General features: G+C 49.2%; 24 protein-coding genes. All 24 read left to right on the top strand.

Annotated features, from left to right (window positions below; genetic code table 11):
* The first annotated feature begins 23 nt into the window (after positions 1–23).
* The 24 genes from fliE (at position 24) to MKY59_RS10610 (ending at position 21,199) form a co-directional block, all read left to right on the top strand.
* Positions 24–335 (top strand): flagellar hook-basal body complex protein FliE, encoded by a 312-nt coding sequence (fliE, locus tag MKY59_RS10495; RefSeq protein WP_236417075.1) that lies wholly within the window; start codon positions 24–26, stop codon positions 333–335.
* A 145-nt stretch (positions 336–480) separates the two neighbouring features.
* Positions 481–2,067, top strand: a complete 1,587-nt coding sequence (fliF, locus tag MKY59_RS10500; RefSeq protein WP_236417076.1) for a flagellar basal-body MS-ring/collar protein FliF — start codon at positions 481–483, stop codon at positions 2,065–2,067.
* Positions 2,068–2,078: 11 nt separating this feature from the next.
* Positions 2,079–3,095 carry a flagellar motor switch protein FliG gene (fliG, locus tag MKY59_RS10505; RefSeq protein ID WP_236417078.1) on the top strand — a complete coding sequence of 339 codons (1,017 nt, stop codon included), beginning with the start codon at positions 2,079–2,081 and terminating at the stop codon, positions 3,093–3,095.
* Positions 3,088–3,924, top strand: coding sequence for a FliH/SctL family protein (locus MKY59_RS10510; RefSeq protein ID WP_236417079.1), 837 nt, complete (start codon positions 3,088–3,090; stop codon positions 3,922–3,924). Before fliG ends, MKY59_RS10510 begins: the two co-directional genes overlap by 8 nt.
* Positions 3,925–5,244: a flagellar protein export ATPase FliI gene (gene fliI / locus MKY59_RS10515; RefSeq protein ID WP_236417080.1), complete on the top strand. Its 1,320-nt coding sequence runs from the start codon at positions 3,925–3,927 to the stop codon at positions 5,242–5,244.
* 11 nt (positions 5,245–5,255) lie between these two features.
* Positions 5,256–5,708: a flagellar export protein FliJ gene (gene fliJ / locus MKY59_RS10520; protein ID WP_236417081.1), complete on the top strand. Its 453-nt coding sequence runs from the start codon at positions 5,256–5,258 to the stop codon at positions 5,706–5,708.
* Between the two features lie 47 nt (positions 5,709–5,755).
* Positions 5,756–6,694, top strand: a complete 939-nt coding sequence (locus MKY59_RS10525) for a kinesin (RefSeq protein ID WP_236417082.1) — start codon at positions 5,756–5,758, stop codon at positions 6,692–6,694.
* Between the two features lie 39 nt (positions 6,695–6,733).
* Complete coding sequence (locus tag MKY59_RS10530; RefSeq protein WP_339277458.1) at positions 6,734–8,116, top strand: flagellar hook-length control protein FliK; 1,383 nt, start codon at positions 6,734–6,736, stop codon at positions 8,114–8,116.
* Between the two features lie 19 nt (positions 8,117–8,135).
* Positions 8,136–8,702, top strand: coding sequence for a flagellar hook capping FlgD N-terminal domain-containing protein (locus MKY59_RS10535; protein WP_236417084.1), 567 nt, complete (start codon positions 8,136–8,138; stop codon positions 8,700–8,702).
* Entirely contained in the window at positions 8,699–9,082 is a 384-nt protein-coding gene (locus MKY59_RS10540) for a TIGR02530 family flagellar biosynthesis protein (RefSeq protein ID WP_339277460.1), read from the top strand. The genes MKY59_RS10535 and MKY59_RS10540 overlap by 4 nt, the downstream gene beginning before the upstream one ends.
* Positions 9,083–9,163: 81 nt before the next feature.
* Entirely contained in the window at positions 9,164–9,979 is an 816-nt protein-coding gene (flgG, locus tag MKY59_RS10545) for a flagellar basal body rod protein FlgG (RefSeq protein ID WP_339277462.1), read from the top strand.
* A gap of 68 nt (positions 9,980–10,047) precedes the next feature.
* Positions 10,048–10,269: a flagellar FlbD family protein gene (locus MKY59_RS10550; RefSeq protein WP_236417088.1), complete on the top strand. Its 222-nt coding sequence runs from the start codon at positions 10,048–10,050 to the stop codon at positions 10,267–10,269.
* The gene (locus MKY59_RS10555; RefSeq protein WP_339277465.1) at positions 10,269–10,721 is read left to right on the top strand and encodes a flagellar basal body-associated FliL family protein; all 453 of its coding nucleotides are present in this window, start codon (positions 10,269–10,271) and stop codon (positions 10,719–10,721) included. Before MKY59_RS10550 ends, MKY59_RS10555 begins: the two co-directional genes overlap by 1 nt.
* Before the next feature lie 45 nt (positions 10,722–10,766).
* Positions 10,767–11,765, top strand: a complete 999-nt coding sequence (gene fliM / locus MKY59_RS10560; protein WP_236417091.1) for a flagellar motor switch protein FliM — start codon at positions 10,767–10,769, stop codon at positions 11,763–11,765.
* Positions 11,755–13,011, top strand: a complete 1,257-nt coding sequence (fliY, locus tag MKY59_RS10565) for a flagellar motor switch phosphatase FliY (RefSeq protein ID WP_236417092.1) — start codon at positions 11,755–11,757, stop codon at positions 13,009–13,011. The genes fliM and fliY overlap by 11 nt, the downstream gene beginning before the upstream one ends.
* Before the next feature lie 28 nt (positions 13,012–13,039).
* Positions 13,040–13,402: a response regulator gene (locus MKY59_RS10570; protein WP_236417093.1), complete on the top strand. Its 363-nt coding sequence runs from the start codon at positions 13,040–13,042 to the stop codon at positions 13,400–13,402.
* An 8-nt stretch (positions 13,403–13,410) separates the two neighbouring features.
* A complete protein-coding gene (locus MKY59_RS10575) occupies positions 13,411–13,947 on the top strand; it encodes a flagellar biosynthetic protein FliO (RefSeq protein ID WP_236417413.1) in 537 nt (178 codons plus the stop codon).
* Positions 13,944–14,699, top strand: coding sequence for a flagellar type III secretion system pore protein FliP (gene fliP / locus MKY59_RS10580; RefSeq protein WP_236417094.1), 756 nt, complete (start codon positions 13,944–13,946; stop codon positions 14,697–14,699). The genes MKY59_RS10575 and fliP overlap by 4 nt, the downstream gene beginning before the upstream one ends.
* 25 nt (positions 14,700–14,724) lie before the next feature.
* Positions 14,725–14,994, top strand: a complete 270-nt coding sequence (gene fliQ, locus MKY59_RS10585; RefSeq protein ID WP_236417095.1) for a flagellar biosynthesis protein FliQ — start codon at positions 14,725–14,727, stop codon at positions 14,992–14,994.
* 10 nt (positions 14,995–15,004) lie between these two features.
* On the top strand, positions 15,005–15,793 hold the full coding sequence (fliR, locus tag MKY59_RS10590) for a flagellar biosynthetic protein FliR (RefSeq protein ID WP_339277468.1): 789 nt from the start codon (positions 15,005–15,007) through the stop codon (positions 15,791–15,793).
* Positions 15,794–15,816: 23 nt separating this feature from the next.
* A complete protein-coding gene (gene flhB / locus MKY59_RS10595; protein WP_236417097.1) occupies positions 15,817–16,899 on the top strand; it encodes a flagellar biosynthesis protein FlhB in 1,083 nt (360 codons plus the stop codon).
* 24 nt (positions 16,900–16,923) lie between these two features.
* On the top strand, positions 16,924–18,957 hold the full coding sequence (flhA, locus tag MKY59_RS10600; protein WP_339277469.1) for a flagellar biosynthesis protein FlhA: 2,034 nt from the start codon (positions 16,924–16,926) through the stop codon (positions 18,955–18,957).
* Positions 18,954–20,315 (top strand): flagellar biosynthesis protein FlhF, encoded by a 1,362-nt coding sequence (gene flhF / locus MKY59_RS10605; protein ID WP_339277471.1) that lies wholly within the window; start codon positions 18,954–18,956, stop codon positions 20,313–20,315. Before flhA ends, flhF begins: the two co-directional genes overlap by 4 nt.
* The gene (locus tag MKY59_RS10610) at positions 20,312–21,199 is read left to right on the top strand and encodes a MinD/ParA family protein (RefSeq protein WP_236417103.1); all 888 of its coding nucleotides are present in this window, start codon (positions 20,312–20,314) and stop codon (positions 21,197–21,199) included. The genes flhF and MKY59_RS10610 overlap by 4 nt, the downstream gene beginning before the upstream one ends.
* Positions 21,200–21,201 lie beyond the last annotated feature (2 nt).

Genomic DNA, 21,201 nt, shown 5'->3' on the forward strand with positions numbered 1-21,201 from the left:
AAGAGCTGACGGGAGGGACATTAATGATTCAAAATAACATGTTCAGTATACAAGGGGCTCAACCTTTGCAGTTGCAGAGCACGACAGTGGAACGGCCATCCACACCAGCCGAAACGATTCAAAACTTCGGTACATATCTACAAGAGGCTCTTGGCTCCGTAGCGGCCCAAGAGACCGAGTCACACGAAATGACCAACCAGTTTTTGGTTGGCAAAGCAAATATCGATCAGGTCATGATCACGTCTGAACAGGCGCTGCTTAGCTTGCAGTTGACGACCCAGATTCGAAACAAAGTGATCGAAGCATATCAGGAAATTATGCGTACTCAACTGTAATAGCACGCCTGCAATGATGTCGGCGCTGGACCTAACAACTAGCAGACGCGGTACTGATCCTGCCAACATTCTTCCTGCTTTCAAACGAGCGAGCGACGGAGATGGCTTCGGGACAGATTAGCAAAGTTTCGGATGGGGTGACAGAGTGAACGAGAGAATGGCCCGGTACAAGGACAAAACGGTCCAGTATTGGAATAGTTTCAGTAAAAAACAAAAGATATTGCTAGTATCCACTTTTGCATTTTTGATCTTGGCTGCGGTTGTCGTGACGATGCAATTGTCCAAGACGGAATATGAGGTGGCCTTCAAGGATCTGAACGCAAGCGATTCCGCAGGAGTCATCAATTATCTGAATTCGGCGAACATTCCTTACAAATTAAGTGCGGATGGCAAATCGATTTCGGTTCCAAGCACCGACGTGGCCTTGACAAAAGTCAATGTGGGTTCGCAAGGCATCATTCAAAACGGTTCTTTGGGATATAAGGCATTCGAGGAATCCTCGTCGCCGATCGGAATGACCGACAAAGAGTTCGATGTCAAATACAACAACGCGATTAACGGGGAAGTAGAACAGCTTCTTCAACGGATGCAAGGCATTCAAGAGGCGAAGGCTCTGATTAATATGCCGAAAGATAATATTTTTGCAGGCCTTGAAGAGCAGGACAAAGCATCTGCTTCCATTGCATTGACGTTCCAGCCTGGATATCATCCTAACCAGGCAGCTGTAGACGGGTATTTCAATCTCGTGAAAACAGCGGTTCCCAATCTGCCGATTGAGAACATTACCATTACGAATGCCGACGAAGCTGAACTGATTCCGACTGCACGAGGAGGCAGCGGCGGATTATCCTCCGAAGTTCAGGAAAATATGGCGTTGCAGAAAAAGTTCGAAAACGATGTGCGCAACAATGTGAAACAATTCCTGTCCCAAATCGTGGGCGAAGACAAGGTTAACGTATTGGTGGCGTCCAAACTTAACTTTGATAAAGAAACACGCAAGGAAAACCTGGTAACACCGGTAGATACCGAAAATATGCAAGGGATCGCCATCAGCGTACAGGAGATCCAGAAGAGTTATTCAGGTGCAAGCAATCCAACCGGCGGTGTAGCAGGTACCGGTCAAGAGGAAATTCCCGGATACCCGTCTGCCGACGGCGGCTCGGGGAACTCGACTTCCGAAGAGTCCTCAAGCACCAGAAATTACGATGTGAACCGGATTGTGAAAGATATCGTTTCAAGTCCTTATACTGTAAAAGATTTAACCATTAACGTCGCGGTTGAACCACCAGCAGGCCAAACGGAATTGCAGCAGCCTGTCCAGGATGCGATCGAGAACATTCTGGTAAATATCGTCCGTGCTTCCTTGGCTGATTCCGATGTTCAATTAACAGACGCGGATTTGACTAAAAAAGTTTCAGTGATTTCCCAAGGATTCCAAACGACAACTGCGGAAAGCACCGGTTTCCAACTTTCTTCATGGATGTTATGGGCAGCAGGCGGGTTAGTGGCAGCGCTGATCGCTGCAGTGGTGATCCTGCTTGTGCGTCGCCGTCGCAGACAAGAAGAAGACGAAGAAGAGGAGCTTCCTCTCCCTGTAGCAACAGAGTTTCCGTCCATTACGCTGGACAGTGTGACGAACGAAAGTCAAGTGCGCAAACAATTGGAGAGTTTGGCAAAGAAAAAGCCAGACGAATTCGTCAATCTGCTGCGTACGTGGCTGGCTGACGAATAGAGGTGAATGCATTGGCAAAAGCGAGCGGTCAAGGATTGACCGGAAGACAGAAAGCAGCAATTTTATTGATTACGCTGGGACCGGAAGTTTCGGCCCAAATCTTCAAACATCTCAGAGATGAAGAGATCGAACAGCTGACATTGGAGATTGCCAATGTTCGCAAAGTGGATTCTGCGGAAAAAGAAATGATCTTGGCGGAATTCCACCAAATTTGTTTGGCCCAGGAATACATCTCTCAAGGCGGTATTACCTATGCCAGAGAGATTTTGGAGAAAGCGCTCGGCTCTCAAAAAGCGCTTGAAGTTATTAATCGCCTGACGGCCACGCTGCAGGTCAGACCATTTGACTTTGCGCGCAAGGCAGATCCGAACCAGATTCTGAACTTTATCCAGAACGAAAATGCACAGACCATCGCTCTCGTTCTTTCTTATCTTCAATTTGAACAAGCGGCTGCCATCCTTTCATCTTTGCCGCAAGAGAAGCAGGCGGATGTAGCCCGAAGAATCGCGGTCATGGACAGCACGTCTCCGGAAGTCATTGCTCAGGTGGAGAGAGTCTTGGAACAGAAGCTTTCATCAACGGTAACACAAGATTATACGAACGCAGGTGGTATCGAATCCATCGTGCAAATCCTCAACGGGGTCGACCGGGGGACGGAACGCACCATTCTGGATTCCTTGGAAATTCAGGATCCGGAGCTTGCCGAAGAAATCAAAAAACGGATGTTCGTGTTCGAGGATATCGTCAATGTGGACGATCGTTCGATTCAGCGCATTATCCGCGATATCGACAACGCCGACTTGCAGTTGGCATTGAAAGTGGCCAGCGAAGAAGTTCGCGATGTTATTTTCCGAAATATGTCGAAGCGTATGGCCGAAACGTTCAAAGAAGAAATGGAATTTATGGGTCCTGTGCGTCTGCGTGACGTTGAAGAAGCCCAAACGCGCATCGTAGGAACTATCCGCAAACTGGAGGATGCAGGTGAGATCATTATCGCCCGTGGCGGAGGAGATGACATCATTGTCTAATTTGATTAAATCTTTTCAGTATGTGCCTGCTCAGGATCACAAGCGTCTGGAAAACCACCATTATTACGGAGAAGCGGAAACAGCTTCGGATGGTGATGATGATTCGACACATGCCGCATCGTTGCAAGCACGTGTTGATGAGGAATCCAAACGCCTGACGGAAGAGATGCTGAAGGATGCCAAGGAGTTTGCGGAAAAGCAGGTGCGTGAAGCTTCAGAGCAGACGGAGCAAATGCTTCAGGAGGCGAAGGAACAGATCGAGGCCTGGTGGCAGGAGCAACGTCAGCAGGATGAGCATTTAATTGAAGCCATGCGTTCACAAGGCTTTCAGCAAGGCTATGAAGAGGGCAGGGTACAGGCTGAGCATGAGCTCCAGGTGAAAATCGAAGAGATGATGAAGGAAGCCCAGCAAGTTCTCCGAGAGGCATATGTAGCAAAAGAGCAAATCATTCAGGAAGCAGAGCCTTTCCTCGTTGAACTTGCTTGCGGAATAGCGGAAAAAGTGATCGACAAACAGCTGACGCTTGATCCGGAGCATATGCTCGAGCTCATTCGACAGAATTTGTCGCGAAAACGGGAGCAGGGCATCATTACGTTGTGTGTAGCCCCTGAACAATTTGCATTTGTCCAGGCTGCGCGGGAAGAACTCGCGCTGTCGATTGATTCGCAGGCAGAATTGCAAATTCTGCCCGATGCGACCGTGAAGGACAAAGGTTGTGTCATCCGGTCGTCCTTCGGGAGTGTGGATGCCCGAATCGACACACAGCTTTCCGAAATCAAAAAAGAACTGGTCCGCATCGCACTTGAGGATGAGGAGTCGAAAAGTTAAATGAAGATTTTAAGCTCGCAGCGATATATGGAACATTTGCGACAATTTGATCCCGTTCGAGTGAATGGCAAAGTGACTCAGGTCATTGGTCTCATGGTGGAATCGGAGGGGCCGGATGCAAGCATCGGCGATGTATGCTACATCTACCCTGGCAAATCGGCCAAACCGCTTCAAGCGGAGGTTGTAGGTTTTCGAGACAATAAGGTGCTGTTAATGCCGCTAGGGGAACTTCAATCCATAGGTCCTGGCTGCGATGTGGTTGGGACAGGCAAGCCGCTTGGCGTACAGGTCGGTTCCGAACTGCTCGGAAAAGTGCTTGACGGTCTGGGCAAGCCGCTCGATGGTTCGCTTTTGCCGTCAAGAATGCCAACCTACTCGACCTCCAATGCGCCGGTTAATCCAATGGATCGCCCAAGGGTACTTGAGACGATGAGTGTTGGCGTGAGAGCCATCGATGGACTTCTTACGGTAGGCAAAGGCCAACGGGTTGGCATTTTCGCAGGTTCCGGTGTCGGGAAAAGTACGCTGATGGGCATGATTGCCCGCAATACGGCGGCGGATGTCAACGTCATCGCGCTTGTCGGGGAGCGGGGACGCGAAGTTCGTGACTTTATCGAACGCGATCTGGGGCCGGAAGGACTGGAGCGTTCGGTCGTCATCGTCGCGACCTCGGATCAGCCGGCCTTGATTCGAATCAAGGGAGCGGTGATCGCTACGACCATTGCAGAATATTTCAGGGACAGAGGCATGAATGTCATGTTAATGATGGATTCTGTAACGCGATATGCGATGGCGCAACGGGAAGTGGGACTTGCTGTCGGCGAACCGCCGGCCATGAGGGGATACACTCCTTCGGTGTTTGCCAGCCTTCCCAAGCTTTTGGAGCGCGCAGGGACAGGGCCGACCGGTTCCATCACGGCATTTTATACGGTGCTTGTCGACGGGGATGACATGAATGAACCTATAGCCGACGCCGTCAGGGGGATTCTTGACGGGCACATCGTGCTGAACCGTGCCATCGCCAACAAAGGCCACTTTCCGGCGATCGACGTTTTGGCCAGCATCAGTCGTGTCATGAAGGATATCGCACCGGAGGAACAACTGGACGCCGTAAACAACATGAAACGGTTGATGGCCGTGTACAAAGAATCCGAAGACTTGATCAATATCGGTGCCTATCAGAAAGGTTCCAATGCAGCTATCGACGAGTCGATCGAACAGATCGAGAACATATGGAATTTTACGAAGCAAAAAGTGGACGAAAAAGTGACGCTAAGTGAAGTGCAGGAACGTTTGATTTCTGAATTTGCAAGGAGATGAAAAGGTAAACGATGAAATTTCGATATCATTTCCAAAAGGTTGTCGACCTGAAAAGCAATGAAAAGACACAAGCGGAGTGGATGTTATCCACAGCCATCGGCAAACTTCAGACCGAGGAAGAGCATCTGTTGCAGCTGTTGAACGACAAACAGGAAGCCATTGAAGGGATTCAATCCGCAACGGCTGCTAAAGCTTCCGTGTCCAGTCTGCAGGAAATGCAGCGCTACATCCATCATCTCGATGAATGCATTTCCAGGAAAAGCGATGACGTGAAGCATGCTCAGGTTCATGTACAGCGGAATCAAACGTTTTTGAACGGTAAAATGGTGGACGAAAAAGTATGGCTCGAAGCGAGAGGGAAAGCCAAACTCAAGTTTCAGCAGGAGATGCTCCTCCGGGAACAGAACGATCTGGACGAGATGGCTACTGTGCGGTTCGCTGCGAAAGCCGGACGTGCGATTTGATACCGGTTCGCAAAAGCGGAGTTGTCTCGTGAAGGAGGAAATAGAAAATGGCTGTTAAAGACGAAGAGTTGGAAAAGGAGTCCGGCAGCGGTTGGGAAAAGTTTCTCATGATTTCCATCCCGATTGTGTTCACGGTGGTACTGCTCGGGGTGCTCTTGACCCTGTTCAATGTAGATGTTCGAAATAATCTGCTTGAGCTGGCCAACAAGGTTCCTGTCGTAAAAGATTGGGTTCCCGATCCCAAGCTGGATCCTGAAAAAGAAAAGCTTGAAAATAGCGAGAAGCAAGTGGAGAGCGCAGAAGCAACCATTGAGAAATTGAAGTCCGAGGTAGCCCAGAAAGAGACAGAGCTTCAAGCAGCCAAGGAAGCGACGGCAACCGAAACGCAAAAAGCCAGTGAGCTGCAAAAGAAACTCGATGAGGCGAGCAAGGCTGCCGAAGAAGCTGCCAAGTCTGCACCGGAAGAGGAGTCCGACTATCAGAAGCAAATCAAAAGTTTGGCGAAAATGTATGCGGCCATGAGTCCGAGCAAAGCTGCTCCGATTTTGCAAAACATGACGAACGAAGAAATGGTGCTTATGTTAAGTTCCATGCAGTCCAGCGCCCAAACGAAAATTTTGGAGAAAATGGATCCGAAAACGGCTGCCGATGTCACCATGATGATGAAAGACGCCAAACCTTCGGGTGATCTGGCCCTTGACGCATTGCAATCGAGGCTCAAAAAAGAGCAATCGGCATCCCAGACGACGACGGCAACGACATCCAAAAACCTGGACAAAAGCCAGTTGAGCCAAACCTTCTCCACCATGTCTGCTTCAAACGCAGCAACGCTTCTCTTGGAGACGTATAAACTGAGCCCTGACAAAACGTTGACGATTCTGAACTCGGTGGATGATGCCACCCGTTCCCGACTGCTGGAGAGCATGTCCAGCGCAGATTCGGCAGAAACAGCCAAAATTCTGAATCGTTTGATGGGCAACAAATAGAAAGGACCATCTCTCACGGAGAAGGGGGGTGAAAAAGAAATGTCGATGGTATATCAGATGACCTCCACGGCTCCATCGGGCAAAACAGCAGGAGCTTCTAAATCATCCGGAACATCTGCACCTGATGGTGTGACTGGAACGTTTGACCAAACGCTGGCACAGTCCATGAACGGAGGCGTAGCAAACGCCAGCACATCCGAATCACCGGAATCGTTGTCTTCCAATCCGCTTGTATTTTCCTTTGCTTCATTGGAAGAAGGAGAACAAAAATCATTGATGGAACTGCTAAGCTCGTTGTTTGACGATTTGGATTCGCTTGACGAAACTCTCGAGAACGATCCGACGCTCGCCGCGGAATTGCAATCCATCATCCAGCAGCTGTACGTTCTTTTGAATGGTGCTGAGACCGGGGAAACGGCGGATGAAAACGAAACGGTTCCGACGGAAGCGGCTGCGAGCAGCCCGCTTGCGATCCATCTGGAAGAACATCCGGCGGCGGCGCGGTTTGTGCTGCAGGATGTGCTTACGCAAATGGCGGCCAAGTTTACGGAGCCGGATGGCGCTGTTGTCAAAAACACGACCGAACTTAAACATTTGCTCCAAACCTTGCAGGATCGGCTGGATCAAGCAGGAGTTCCTTTGAACAGCAACAAAGGTTGGACCGAGCTGAAATCCATGGTGGATGCTTTTGCAGTAGTTAATGACCAGACAGAGGGAGCTCAATCCAATGCCGGGCAGCTCAAATCCAACGTTTCGGGACCGCAAAGCAATACGCTGACTTTGCAGTCTGCCATGGCGGATAATGCCAGTGAGGCGGGTGGTTCAATCGGATCGGGTGAAAGCCAGCTGGATGGGGCCGATCAGAATCGCATCATTACGGCAGGAGAACTGTCCCTTAGATCGTCCGGAACGCTGGCAGCAAAGCCGGCAGAGCCGGTAATGCAGGCTTCACAATTCAGCAAGGAAATGACGCAATTTGTCATTAACAAACTGGATATCGTACATCAAAAGGGATTCTCGGAAGCGACGATCTCTCTTAGACCAGAGCATTTGGGCAAGCTGGATGTGCAGATTTCGATTCAAAATGGCCAACTCGTCGCCCGCTTCATGACAGAACACGCCATGGCCAAAGACATGATCGAGCAGCAGATGTCGCAGCTTCGGACTTCGCTGGCTGCACAAGGCATACAGGTAGAACGGATAGAGGTAACTCAAAACAGTTCGGTGGGGTCGCAAATGTATCAGGATGGCGGACGTCAGCCTGGGGGCAACTCCCGCGAACAACGGCGCTCGCGTGAACGCGAGGAACAGACCGACGATTCGATAACCGTTGCGAATTTGCAGGAAGAGCTGCGTAACTGGCGCAGCGAGCATGCAGAAGAGAGTGATCTTCCGCGCGATTCGTTTACAGCCAAGGCTTAATCAGGAATGAGGTGAAAGAATGGCTAACGAAATTTTTTCAACCAATGCCACCTGGCCCAACTATTCGGCTGCCAATAAAGCGACTACTAGTGCAGCAACCAAAGAGTTGGGTAAGGATCAATTTCTAAAAATCTTGATTACCCAGCTTCAAAACCAGGACCCGATGCAGCCCATGGAAGATAAGGAGTTCATTGCCCAAATGGCGCAGTTTAGTTCTGTGGAGCAGCTGGTCAATATCTCCTCCAAATTGGAGGCGTTGGGCAAATCCCTGGGCACTGTGTCCAGCATGATCGGCAAGGAAATCAGTTGGATTTCTTCCGGGAATACCAAAAATGACGATCTGAGCTGGAAAGCCGATAAGGACAAGGATGACAACGGAACGTTGCGCCAGGGCATTGTGGATTCCATCATCGTCAGAGATGGGGTTCAATATGCTAAAGTAGGCAACGACGAGATTAAATTGGATGAAATCATCCAGGTGTCAAACCCGAAAGAAGAAGAAGAGGCAGAACCAGATAAAACGGATCCAGATAATAAGCAAGATGCTCCGTCCGAAGAACCTGCATCCGGTGGGAATGCGTCATGACGGATCGGATGACGGTTGGTCAACTCTATGCAGGAGCCTTGACACCAAACTTGCTGCACCGAACGAAGCAGGGGGAGCATGCAGGTCCATCCGAACGGCCTTTTGCGGAGCTGCTTGATGAACATCTGCTCAAATTAAGCAACCACGCTGCGAAAAGACTTGAACAGCGAGGCATTGAGCTTGGAAGCGAGCAGATGGAGCAGATTGGTTCTGCGCTGGATAAAGCTGCTGCCAAAGGTGCTAAAGAGTCTCTTATATTAATGCAGGATATGGCGTTTATCGTTAATGTTCAAAATCGCACTGTTGTTACAGCCTTGGATAGCAAAAGCATGAAAGACAATGTGTTCACCCAGATCGACAGTGCTGTAATTATTTCTTAACCGGCTGGCCCATTCTCGGGAGCCGAAATGCCGCTGACCGACTGATGCGGCACCAAATAGAGGCTGGGAGGTTTTATTAACATGTTGAAATCGATGTACTCGGGCGTTTCCGGGATGCGGGGCTTTCAAACCAAACTTGACGTCATTGGTAACAATATCGCAAACGTGAACACGGTAGGTTTTAAAGGAAGCCGTGTCATGTTCAAAGACATCATGAGTCAAACGACTGCCGGGGTAACCGCGCCAACCGACGACAACGCCGGGGTTAACGCGAAACAAATCGGTCTGGGCGTTTCGATCGGCTCGATTGACACGCTTCACCTGGCAGGAAGTCCGCAAACGACGAACAATCCTACGGATTTGCGAATTAACGGGGATGGATTCTTTTTGGTATCCATGGGCGGAGACCAAGAGGTGCCCTTTTTAACTCGTGCGGGCGATTTTCATGTTGACGCAGCCCGGAATCTGGTTACTTCGGATGGGTTGTATGTGTTGGACAGTGGAGGTCAGCCCATTACGATCGGGGATGACGTGGTGTCTTTTACCATTGCCCAAAACGGCACGATTAACACAACGATGGCTGACGGCACGGTTGAAGGCGAAATTCAAATCGGCATAGGCAAGGTGATTAACCCTGAAGGGTTAGAGAAAATCGGTGGGAACCTGTATCGGATAACGGCAAATGCCAATCCGGAAGGGGCCATCGAAAATCTGACAGCAAACGATCCGGAGAACGGTACGGGAGCCATTATTGCCGGCCAGCTTGAGATGTCCAACGTTGAATTGACGAGCGAATTCACGGAAATGATCGTTGCCCAACGTGGTTTCCAGGCGAATTCGCGGATCATTACGACTTCTGACGAAATCCTTCAGGAAGTTGTTAACTTGAAACGATAATTACGGGATGGCTAATTTGTAGGGTGTGGGGGAGTTGCCTCCTCCACCTCTGATCAAGGGGGCTTGGCATGATTTCGGTTACGCGGTTAAACGGTTCTCCCATGTGGCTGAATGCACTGATGGTTGAGATTGTGGAAGAGACGCCGGATACGTATATTACGTTGGTTACGGGAAAAAGGCTGATCGTGCTCGAGAAGGCGGAAGAGGTCGTTTCCAAAATTAAGGAATATAACCGTGAAATCGGAGTCCAGGCAGCCACCATCAAAGTGCAGCAAACGGAGGAGTCCTGATGAAAAAAGTATTGCCTTGGATCGCTGTCGCACTGCTTGCGATCACATTGATTGTCGTTGTGGCCTTCGTATTTTTGCAAGGACAAAACGATCCGAAAAAAGAAACAAGCGCGGCGGTTGAGAAAAAGTTGACTGCCGACGAGATTGTGGAAGTGTCTTCAGAGATTACCGGAATCAAAACCAATTTGGCGGGCAACAACACCATCGTTTCGGTGAACGTTGTCTTCGAATTGAAAGATGCCAAAGCAAAAGAAGATTTCGAGAAAATCAAAGACCTTGTCGTCAAACCGATCATCATTCAGGCTTTTGCAGATACGCAGCCGGAAGAGCTTGATGGAGCAGAGCGCCGTTCCGAATTCAACAAAAAGCTGACCAAACTCATCAACGAAGCTTTGCCTGAACCGAATTTGACCAAAGCAACTTTCAATGATTTTACAGTGGCACCACTGTAATGAATATGATCAGAACTTGCTGTAAGCCTGTAAGGGGGTGAGAACATGGTGGATGTATTATCACAGAATGAGATTGACGCCCTATTAGCTGCCCTATCTTCTGGTGAGATGGATGCAGAGGAACTAAAAAAGGAAGAAACTCAGAAGAAAGTTAGATCTTATGACTTCAAACGGGCGGTGCGTTTTTCCAAAGACCATATTCGAAGCCTGACTCGTATTCATGAAAATTTTGCACGCTTTCTCACCACTTATTTTTCAGCCCAATTGCGGACGTTCGTTCAGATTAATGTCGTTCAGGTTGAGCAGCTGCCTTATGATGAGTTTATTCGCTCCATACCCAAGATGACGATTTTGAACATTTTTGAAGCAGAGCCTTTGCAGGGACGCATGGTGCTCGAGGTTCATCCTAACGTAGGCTATGCCATGCTGGATCGGTTGTTGGGTGGTCCGGGAACTGCGCCGGTCAAAATATCTTCCATGACTGAAATCGAAACGACCATATTGGAACGGATTTTCAGCCGTGCGTTTGAAAGTTTGCAGGAAGCATGGAAAACGGTGCTCGATATTACACCGCGGTTGGAAGCCATGGAAACCAATCCGCAATTCATGCAGATTGTGTCGCCGAATGAAACCATCGCGCTGATCTCGCTTAGCACCAAAATCGGTGACACCACGGGTATGATCAATTTGTGTATTCCGCATGTCGTTCTGGAGCCCATTATGTCACGTCTTTCGACTCATCAATGGTTTGTTTCCGAGAGGAAAACGAGAGCTCCTGAAGAGTACGAGGCGCTCAAGGAACGCGTAAACAAGGCGAAACTGCCGTTGGTCGCTGAACTGGGAGAATCGCGGATTTCAGTCTCCGAGTTTCTGGGTTTGTCCGTTGGCGACGTAATTACGTTAAACAAGCCGGTTGATCAGGGTTTATCCATTAAAGTGGGGGATCGCTTGAAATATTACGGCAGTCCTGGAACGATAAAAGACCGCGTGGCTGTACAGATCGACGAAATTGTCACCGAAGGAGTTGAAGAGTTTGACGAGTAAGGATTATTTGTCGCAGGAAGAGATTGATGCATTGCTCCGGCAGTCCGAATCCATGAACAGCTCGGAGCCGCTGCCAAAGACCGTGGATGACTTTTTGACTGACCTGGAGCAGGATGCTCTGGGCGAGATCGGAAACATTACATTCGGCAGCGCGGCAACCGCGTTATCCACATTGCTTGGACTTAAAGTAGATATCACGACACCAAAGGTGTCGATCATCAGCCGTTCCCAGTTCGAAACGGCGTTTCCCAAACCGCATGTGGCAGTACACGTCAACTATGTGGATGGATTTGAAGGAATTAATTCGCTGGTCATCAAAAAGCGGGATGCCCAGGTGATTGCAGACCTGATGCTTGGTGGCGAAGGAAATCCGGCGGATGAAGAATTGAACGAGATTCATATCAGCGCCGTACAGGAAGCGATGAACCAGATGATGGGCTCATCGGCGACTTCCATGTCAACGATCTTTAATCGGTTCGTTAACATTTCGCCGCCAGGCATTGATATCCTCAACATGGAAAGCGGCGAAGGTGTAAACAGCTTGCCTGATGATGAGACGCTGATCCAAGTGTCCTTCAGATTGATGATCGGGGATCTGATCGATTCGACGTTGATGCAGCTGCTGCCTGTGCATTTTGCAAAGAGCATGGTCGAAATGCTGATCGGTGGCGCACAGGAGTCCACCGCAGGAGCACCTGTGCAATCGGACCCGCTGCCGGCATCTGCCCCAGCACCGGCTGCCCAGGAACCAGCCGCCCCGGCACCGCAGCCTGCGACACCGCCGCAGATGCCGCCACAGCAGCCAATGCCGGACTATGGTTACGGACAAGCTCCCATGGGGATGCCGCCGCAACAACCATATCCAATGCAGCCGCAGCAACCTTACGGAACGCCGCAGCACTATGGCGGCATGCCGAACCGGAATGTGAACGTGCAGCCCGTGCAATTCGCTAATTTGCAGAATGGCGCATACGGACAGGTTGACGAAAATAATTTGAATTTATTGATGGACATTCCCCTTAAAGTCACCGTAGAATTAGGAAGGACCCAGAAGCAAATTAAGGATATATTGGAACTGTCGCAAGGTTCGATTATCGAGCTGGACAAGCTTGCCGGCGAACCTGTCGATATTTTGGTGAATAACAAGCTGATCGCCAAGGGGGAAGTTGTCGTCATTGATGAGAACTTTGGCGTTCGGGTTACGGATATCGTAAGCCAATGGGACCGGATTCAGAAATTACAATAAGCACAATTTAGGGAGGACTTGAATCAAGATGGCAAACCGAATTTTAGTCGTGGACGACGCTGCATTTATGAGAATGATGATCCGGGACATTTTGTCCAAAAACGGATACGAGGTCGTTGGCGAGGCTCAGGATGGAGCACAGGCAATTGAGAAGTTCAAGGAGCTTCGTCCGGATCTGATCACGATGGATATCACTATGCCTGAGATGGATGGAATCGCGGCTTTGAAGGAAATCAAAAAAATCGATGCCAACGCTAAAGTCATTATGTGCTCCGCGATGGGACAACAGGCCATGGTTATCGATGCCATTCAAGCGGGAGCTAAAGATTTCATCGTCAAGCCGTTCCAGTCTGACCGGGTTATCGAAGCAATCAGCAAGACGCTGGGTTAGGATACATGATGAATTCACAGGACGGGAGTATGGGAGCTGGCGCTGGTCTCAATTATTATATGCAGCTTGTATGGGTAATTGTGGTCCTAGCCGTCATCCTGGTCCTAATCGTTTATTTGCTCCGCTTTTTGAACAAGCGGAATCAGCAGTGGTTTCGAAAAGGCACGGTTCGCATTTTGGGTGGAATTGGTCTGGGATCTCAGAAATCGCTGCAGATTGTAGAAATTGGCGGTCGTGTTTATTTGCTTGGTGTGGGAAATGACATACAGCTGCTGGACAAAATCTCGGATGCCGAAGAAGCGCAAGAAATCATCGACGCTTTTGAGCGGGAAGCCGTGGCACAGCGCGGCAACCTGTCGCCTCTCATCACCAAGCTGGCATCCCGCTTGCGAAAGGAAGAACCTCCGCGAGAGATAGAGCTTGAGGATACGGCGTCATTCCATGAACTGTTTGAATCCAAGCTTCGGCAGATGCCCAATCGCAAAGACAAGATGGAGAAGCTTCTGGAAAAAGACATTACTACAGATCGGTCGAGGGATTCATGAAGAAGAAGATTTGGATAGCATGCAGCCTGATGGCTCTGATCAGCCTTGCATCCGTGACGATCGCTTTTGCGGAGCCGATTCCGAATATCGATATTCAAATCGGCGGAGGAGATGGTTCTGCGCCAGGAACGAGCTCGCTTTCCCTGATCCTGCTGATTACGGTATTGAGTATTGCACCTGCCATATTGGTATTGATGACCAGCTTCACGCGGATTGTGATCGTTCTCGGTTTTGTGCGGACGTCCCTCGGGACGCAGCAGATGCCGCCGAACCAGGTGCTTGTGGGTCTTGCGCTTTTCATGACGTTATTCATCATGTCGCCGACGCTGTCCTCCATTAATCAGGTTGCGCTCCAACCATACCTGAAGGGAGATCTTACACAGACCGAAGCGCTTGAGAAAGCTGCAGACCCCATCAAAAAGTTTATGTTTACCCACACTAGGGAAAAAGACCTATTGCTTTTCATGAAATACAATCAAGCCGAGAAACCTGAGACCTATCAGGATATTCCGATTACCGTAATGGTACCGGCATATGCAATCAGTGAGCTGAAAACAGCATTCCAGATGGGATTCATGATATTCATTCCATTTTTGGTCATAGACATCGTCATTTCAAGTACGCTTATGGCAATGGGGATGATGATGCTTCCGCCGGTTATGATCTCGCTACCGTTTAAAATACTGTTATTCGTTCTCGTGGACGGATGGTATCTGGTTGTGAAATCACTATTGCTGAGCTTCAACACTTGAGCCGGAACGTTAAAGGAGGACGGTCATGACTTCGGAGTTTATTATCGGTCTGGCCGGGAGAGCGGTTTATACTTCACTGCTGGCCAGCGCGCCCATGCTTATACTTGCCCTGGTTGTAGGTCTTATTATTAGTGTGTTCCAAGCAACAACCCAAATTCAGGAGCAAACCTTGGCCTTTGTGCCCAAAATTATTGCCGTATTGCTCGCAGTCCTCTTGTTTGGACCCTGGATTTTGAATATTTTGGTCGATTTTACGTCCAACATTCTTGAAAATCTTTACAGATATATCGGGTAGGCTTTGAACAATGGAGACGTTGCTGCAAAGTTTTCCTGTTGCTCTGCTTATGTTTTGTCGAATTGCATCATTTTTTGTAACAGCACCTGTCTTTTCGTCCCGAAATGTGCCTAACACTTTAAAAATAGGACTTTCGGCGTTCGTTACGTTGACCGTATATCTGGCATATGGCGTGAATCAAACCGTACCTGCTGATCTGAGTTACATCTTGCTTGTATTTAGAGAGATATTGATCGGACTGCTGCTGGGGTTTGTGGGATATTTGTTCATCACGGCCGTGCAGACGGCAGGAGCGTTTATCGATATCCAAATCGGCTTTGGTATGGCGAATGTTTACGATCCGATGACAGGAGCATCTGCGCCCCTTACCGGTAACTTCAAATATGCTTTCGCTGTGTTGTTGTTCTTGACGATGAACGGGCACCATTATTTGCTGGACGCCATTGTATACAGTTATCGATGGATTCCGTTATCCAATGCGTTTTTCCTTACGGTTGCCAATGGAAGCATTGCAGAGTTTTTGATCCGGGCATTGGGTGAGGCGTTCATGCTTGCCTTTCAGATGTCTGCGCCGATTGTCGTTTCCTTGTTCCTGACGGATGTCGGGTTGGGTTTTCTGGCGAAAACCGCGCCGCAGTTCAATGTCTTTGCCGTGGGCATGCCTCTCAAAATATTGGTGGGAATTGCTATATTGTTGCTGGTCGTTCCGAGCTTTTCCTACGTGTTCGGTCAACTGTTCGAAGTCATGTTCAGATCCATGGAGCAATTGCTTGGGACCATCGGACAAAGGCCGGTCTGAGTGAAATGGAGGGCTCAATCCGAATGAAATACCAACTTGATCTCCAGTTGTTTTCAGGGGAAAAGACGGAAAAGGCAACCCCCAAAAAGAGACAGGATACCCGAAAAAAGGGCCAAGTGGCCAAGAGCATGGAAGTTTCGGGAGCGGCTATATTGTTATGCGCATTTTTGGTCATGCTGGTGTTTAGCGATTTTTATAAAGAGCGGATCGTACGTTTGTTTACCGACATTTTTATCAATCGCCTGAGCATGGACATCACTTCCGAAAATGTGGTCGCCATGATGATGCGATACGGGATTGAGGTCTTGCTGCTGCTCGCGCCGGTTTTTCTGGTCGTCGTGCTTGTGGCACTGATCGTCAATTACATACAGGTTGGTTTCCTGATGATCGGAGAAGGGCTTAAACCCAAACTGGAGAAACTTGATCCGATCAAAGGGTTCAAAAACATTTTTTCCTTGCGTTCTTTGGTTGAATTCGCCAAATCCATTCTAAAAATGCTTATCATCGGTTATCTCGTATATAGCACGATCATAGGGTATCAATCGGAAATAGCCTCGCTTGCCCATGTTTCATTGGACGCCATTTTGCATTTTGCCGCAAAGCTGGTCATGGATTTGGGAATCAAAACGGCGGTTGCCCTGATGGTGCTGGCTATCTTTGATTATATCTATCAGAAATACGAATATGAGAAAAACATCCGCATGTCCAAACAAGATATCAAAGATGAGTATAAAAAAATGGAAGGCGACCCGTTGATTAAAGGCAAGATTCGGGAACGCCAGCGCAGAATGGCCATGCAGCGAATGATGCAGGAAGTACCCAATGCGGATGTAATTATTACGAACCCTACGCATTTCGCGGTGGCACTGAAATACGAAGGTTCCGAGATGGAGGCACCCCAAGTGATCGCCAAAGGTCAGGACTACGTCGCTTTACGGATTAAGGAAATCGCCAAGGAGAACGGTGTCATTACCATGGAAAACAAACCGCTGGCACGGGCATTGTTCCAAAGAGCCGAGATTGGCGACGCGATACCGGCCGACTTGTTTCAAGCGGTAGCCGAAGTGCTGGCGTATGTATATAAATTAAAGGGCAGAACGAAATAAAAGGGATCGGAGGCCGTACATTCATTGAAAACTAAAGATATTGCCGTCCTAGCGGGGATCATTGGCATCGTGTTGATGATGATTCTCCCGATCCCACTCTGGCTGCTGGACTTGCTGCTCGTGGTCAACATCTCCATCGCCCTGATGATCTTGCTTGTTGCAATGAACAGCAAAGAGGCGCTGCAGTTTTCGATCTTCCCGGCTTTGTTGCTCATTACAACACTGTTTCGGCTTGCGCTGAATATTTCGACAACCAAGCTGATTTTGGGAGAGGGCGAGGCAGGGTCCGTTGTAGCTACCTTCGGTAGCTGGATTGCCGGTGGACAGATTGCGATTGGTTTCATCGTATTCCTTATTCTCGTCGTTGTTCAGTTTATCGTCATTACCAAAGGTTCAGAGCGCGTAGCCGAAGTAGCTGCCCGCTTTACGCTCGATGCGATGCCAGGTAAACAGATGAGTATCGATGCGGATTTAAATGCCGGTTTGATCAATGAACAGCAGGCGCGCGAACGCCGCTCCAAGATTGAACGCGAAGCGGATTTCTATGGAGCGATGGATGGTGCAAGTAAATTTGTCAAAGGTGATGCCATTGCGAGCATCATCATCCTGATCATCAACCTCGTCGGCGGATTCATTATCGGTATGACGGTCCATGGGCTTTCTTTTGCCGAGGCCTTGTCCACGTATTCCGTTCTGACGATCGGTGATGGATTGGTCAGCCAGATTCCTGCACTACTGATTTCGACGGCAGCGGGTCTGATTGTCACGCGGGCATCTTCGGAGGGCAACCTTGCCGATGATATTACCGGACAATTGTTCTCATACCCGATTCTCATTTACATTGTAGCGTTCGTCGTTGCCATGCTGGGGTTCTTTACGCCAATTCATACCGTTACGACATTGCCTCTTGCCGGGTTGCTTGCTTTCGCTGCATGGAGAATGCAGAACAACCTTAACCTGAAGCAAGAAGCCGAGGTACAGATGGAAGAGGAACAACAGATTGAGGAAGTCCGAAGTCCGGAAAGTGTCATCAACCTTCTTCAGGTGGATCCCATTGAATTCGAATTCGGCTATGGTTTGATACCGCTTGCTGACAACCAGCAGGGTGGGGATTTATTGGATCGGATTATCATGATCCGGAGACAGTGCGCGCTTGAATTAGGGCTTGTCGTGCCAGTCATCCGCATTCGCGATAATATCCAGCTCAGGCCTAACGAATACGTGATTAAAATCAAAGGCAATGTTGTTGGCGGCGGAGAACTGCTGCTGAATCATTACCTGGCGATGAGTCCGGGATATGAGGATGAATCCATCACAGGAATCGAAACGACGGAGCCTGCCTTCGGCCTTCCTGCGCTATGGATTGATGAAGTCGCGAAAGACCGGGCTGAATTGGCTGGATATACGGTTGTCGATCCACCGTCTGTCGTGGCCACCCATTTGACCGAGTTGATTAAAAAACATGCCCACGAATTGCTTGGAAGACAAGAAACGAAAGCGCTTGTGGACAATCTCAGGGAAAATTATGCTGCGCTTGTGGACGAGCTTATTCCTTCCGTTCTTGGCATCGGCGATGTACAGAAAGTGTTAGCCAAACTGCTGCGCGAAAAGATATCCATTCGGGATATGGTTACGATTTTCGAAACGCTGGCTGATTACGGCACATACACGAAAGATCCTGATGTGCTTACGGAATATGTACGCCAATCGCTCTCGCGTCAAATTACCCAGCAATTTTCGCAAAAGGGCGAAACGCTGCGTGTCATTACAGTGGGTCCGGGCTTGGAAAAGAAGATTGCCGAAAGCGTGCAGCAATCCGATCAAGGAAGCTATCTTGCATTGGATCCGGCCTCGACTCAAAATGTGTATCAAAAACTGACCGAACAGGTCAACCGGGTCATTCAATCCGGACAACAGCCTGTCGTGTTGACATCGCCGACGATTCGTATGTATTTGCGGCAGGTTATTGAACGCACGATGCAGGATATTCCTGTGCTTTCCTATAGCGAGTTGGAACCGAATGTTGAAATTCAAAGTGTCGGGGTGGTGAACCTATGAGAGTAAAACAATATGTCGTTGAGACCATGCCCGAAGCGATGCTTCAAATTCGGAAAGACTTGGGAAGCGACGCCGTCATTCTGTCTACCAAAGAAGTCAAGGTTGGCGGCGTTCTCGGAATGTTTCGCAAAAAAAGAATTGAGGTTGTCGCCGCAATAGAAAAGGAAGAGAAGGGGGATGCGGGTCGGCAGGTCACCGTACCGTCCGCGTCTTCGGTCCCCTTGGTACCTCGGACGCGAGTCCCTGAGGCTTATCGTCAAACAGCGAGTTCTTTTGCCCAGGATTTCGAGAAAAAAGTTTCGCCACAGGAAGAAAATCCGGAAATAAAAAGTGATCAAGTAGAAGAAATGCGTTCTGCGCCTGAACAAAACGATTTGGGCAGGGGAGCTGCAGGTGCTGCTCCGGGTTCAGACGCCGAAGATAAACCGCGACCGGAAGGGGCGGATTTTTCGGTTTCAACGTCTGAAACGAATCAGCAATCGGGCGAAACGCATGAACTGATGGCAGAGCTCCGGGATATCAAACGGATGATGAATAGGCTTGCACAGCAGGGAACAGCAGCTGATTCATTTCCGGAAGACCTGGCTTCATTAAAGGATCGTTTGCAGGATCAGGAACTGTGGTCCGAACTCTCGGACAATTGGTTCGAAGAGGTGCTAAATAACGTGGAGGAAAACGAGTTGGATCCAGAAGGCGCAAGGAGAGCGGTTCAGCAGGAAATTGTACGCTTTCTGATTGAGCGCATCGATGAAGGAATCCGACCCGATACCCGCATTGTCTATGTTGCCGGCCCTACCGGAGTAGGAAAAACAACGACGATTGCCAAGCTGGCGGCGGAGCAGATGTTCAACAAGCAGAGGAAAGTAGGTTTCATCACGTCCGATACCTATCGGATTTCGGCAGTAGAACAGCTCAGAACCTATGCATCCATTCTCAATGTTCCGCTGGAGGTCGTGCAGTCACCGGGAGATACGCAACGTGCTATCTCAAGGCTTCAGGAATGCGATCTGATCTTTATGGATACGGCAGGTAGAAACTATCGGAATGAATTGCTGGTTTCCGAGCTCCAGAGTCTGCTTGCGCCCGTGGAGCATAGCGAGACCTACCTGGTCATCAGCTTGACGTCGAAAAGCAGGGACATGATTGAAATTGCGAATCATTTCAGCAAATATGGGCTGGACAAAGTGATTTTCACGAAAATGGATGAAACCGGAAGTTATGGCCCGATGTTCAATCTGCTGCATCAATTTCCGATCAAGCTGGCATACCTGACCAATGGTCAGAATGTCCCGGATCATCTGTTGAAGCCCGATGCGGATCAATTGGCTGACATGTTGTTGGGAGAAACGAAGCAATGAAAGATCAGGCATCTTCACTTCGAAAAATGGCTTCTGCTCCGCAGGACCACAAGGAGCCCGTGCGCGGCAGTCGTGCAGCCAGGCTGATCACGGTGGCCAGCGGCAAGGGCGGGGTGGGAAAATCCAACTTCACGCTGAATTTTGCGCTGTCCCTGCAAACGCTTGGCCGAAAAGTCCTTGTGTTTGATGCAGATATAGGGATGGCCAACATCGATGTTTTGATGGGTGCGTCGTCTACCTATAATTTGTATCATTTGTTATACCGAAAAAAGACCATCCATGAAATCGTGCAGCTGGGAGCAAATGGTTTGCCATATATCGCTGGTGGATCGGGCATGCAAGAATTGTTTTCGTTGTCAGATCGGGATTTGGAATACTTTGCTGCCCAAGTGGATGAGATTGCCCAGCACGTGGATTATATTATTTTTGACACCGGAGCCGGACTTTCCAAGGAAAATATGAAATTTATCGAAGCTGCCGATGAGTGCTTGATTGTCACCACTCCTGAACCAACTTCCATTACCGACGCTTATGCTTTAATGAAAATCATTCATGGTCAGGAAAAGGTGACTCCCTTTCGACTGGTCGTTAACCGGGTGGATGACGAGCAGGAAGCTGGACGGGTGGCAGAAAAGCTGGCAGGGGTAGCCAAAAGGTTTCTGCATGCAGATATTCCGCTGCTAGGATCTATCTCGGAGGATCCCCAAGTGAGCAAAGCGGTGAAGAGGCAGGTGCCGTACTCCTTGGCCTATCCGAATGCCAGAGCTTCAAGGGATATACAGCGCCTTGCACTTCGTTATTTAGCCGTTCCTTCGGCAGCCGAATCCGAAACCTTGACAGGAATCAGGGGATTTATGCAAAAGTGGCTCAGGAAAACAACATGATT

The organism is Paenibacillus sp. FSL W8-0426 (assembly GCF_037969725.1).
Taxonomy (GTDB): Bacteria; Bacillota; Bacilli; order Paenibacillales; family Paenibacillaceae; genus Paenibacillus; species Paenibacillus hubeiensis.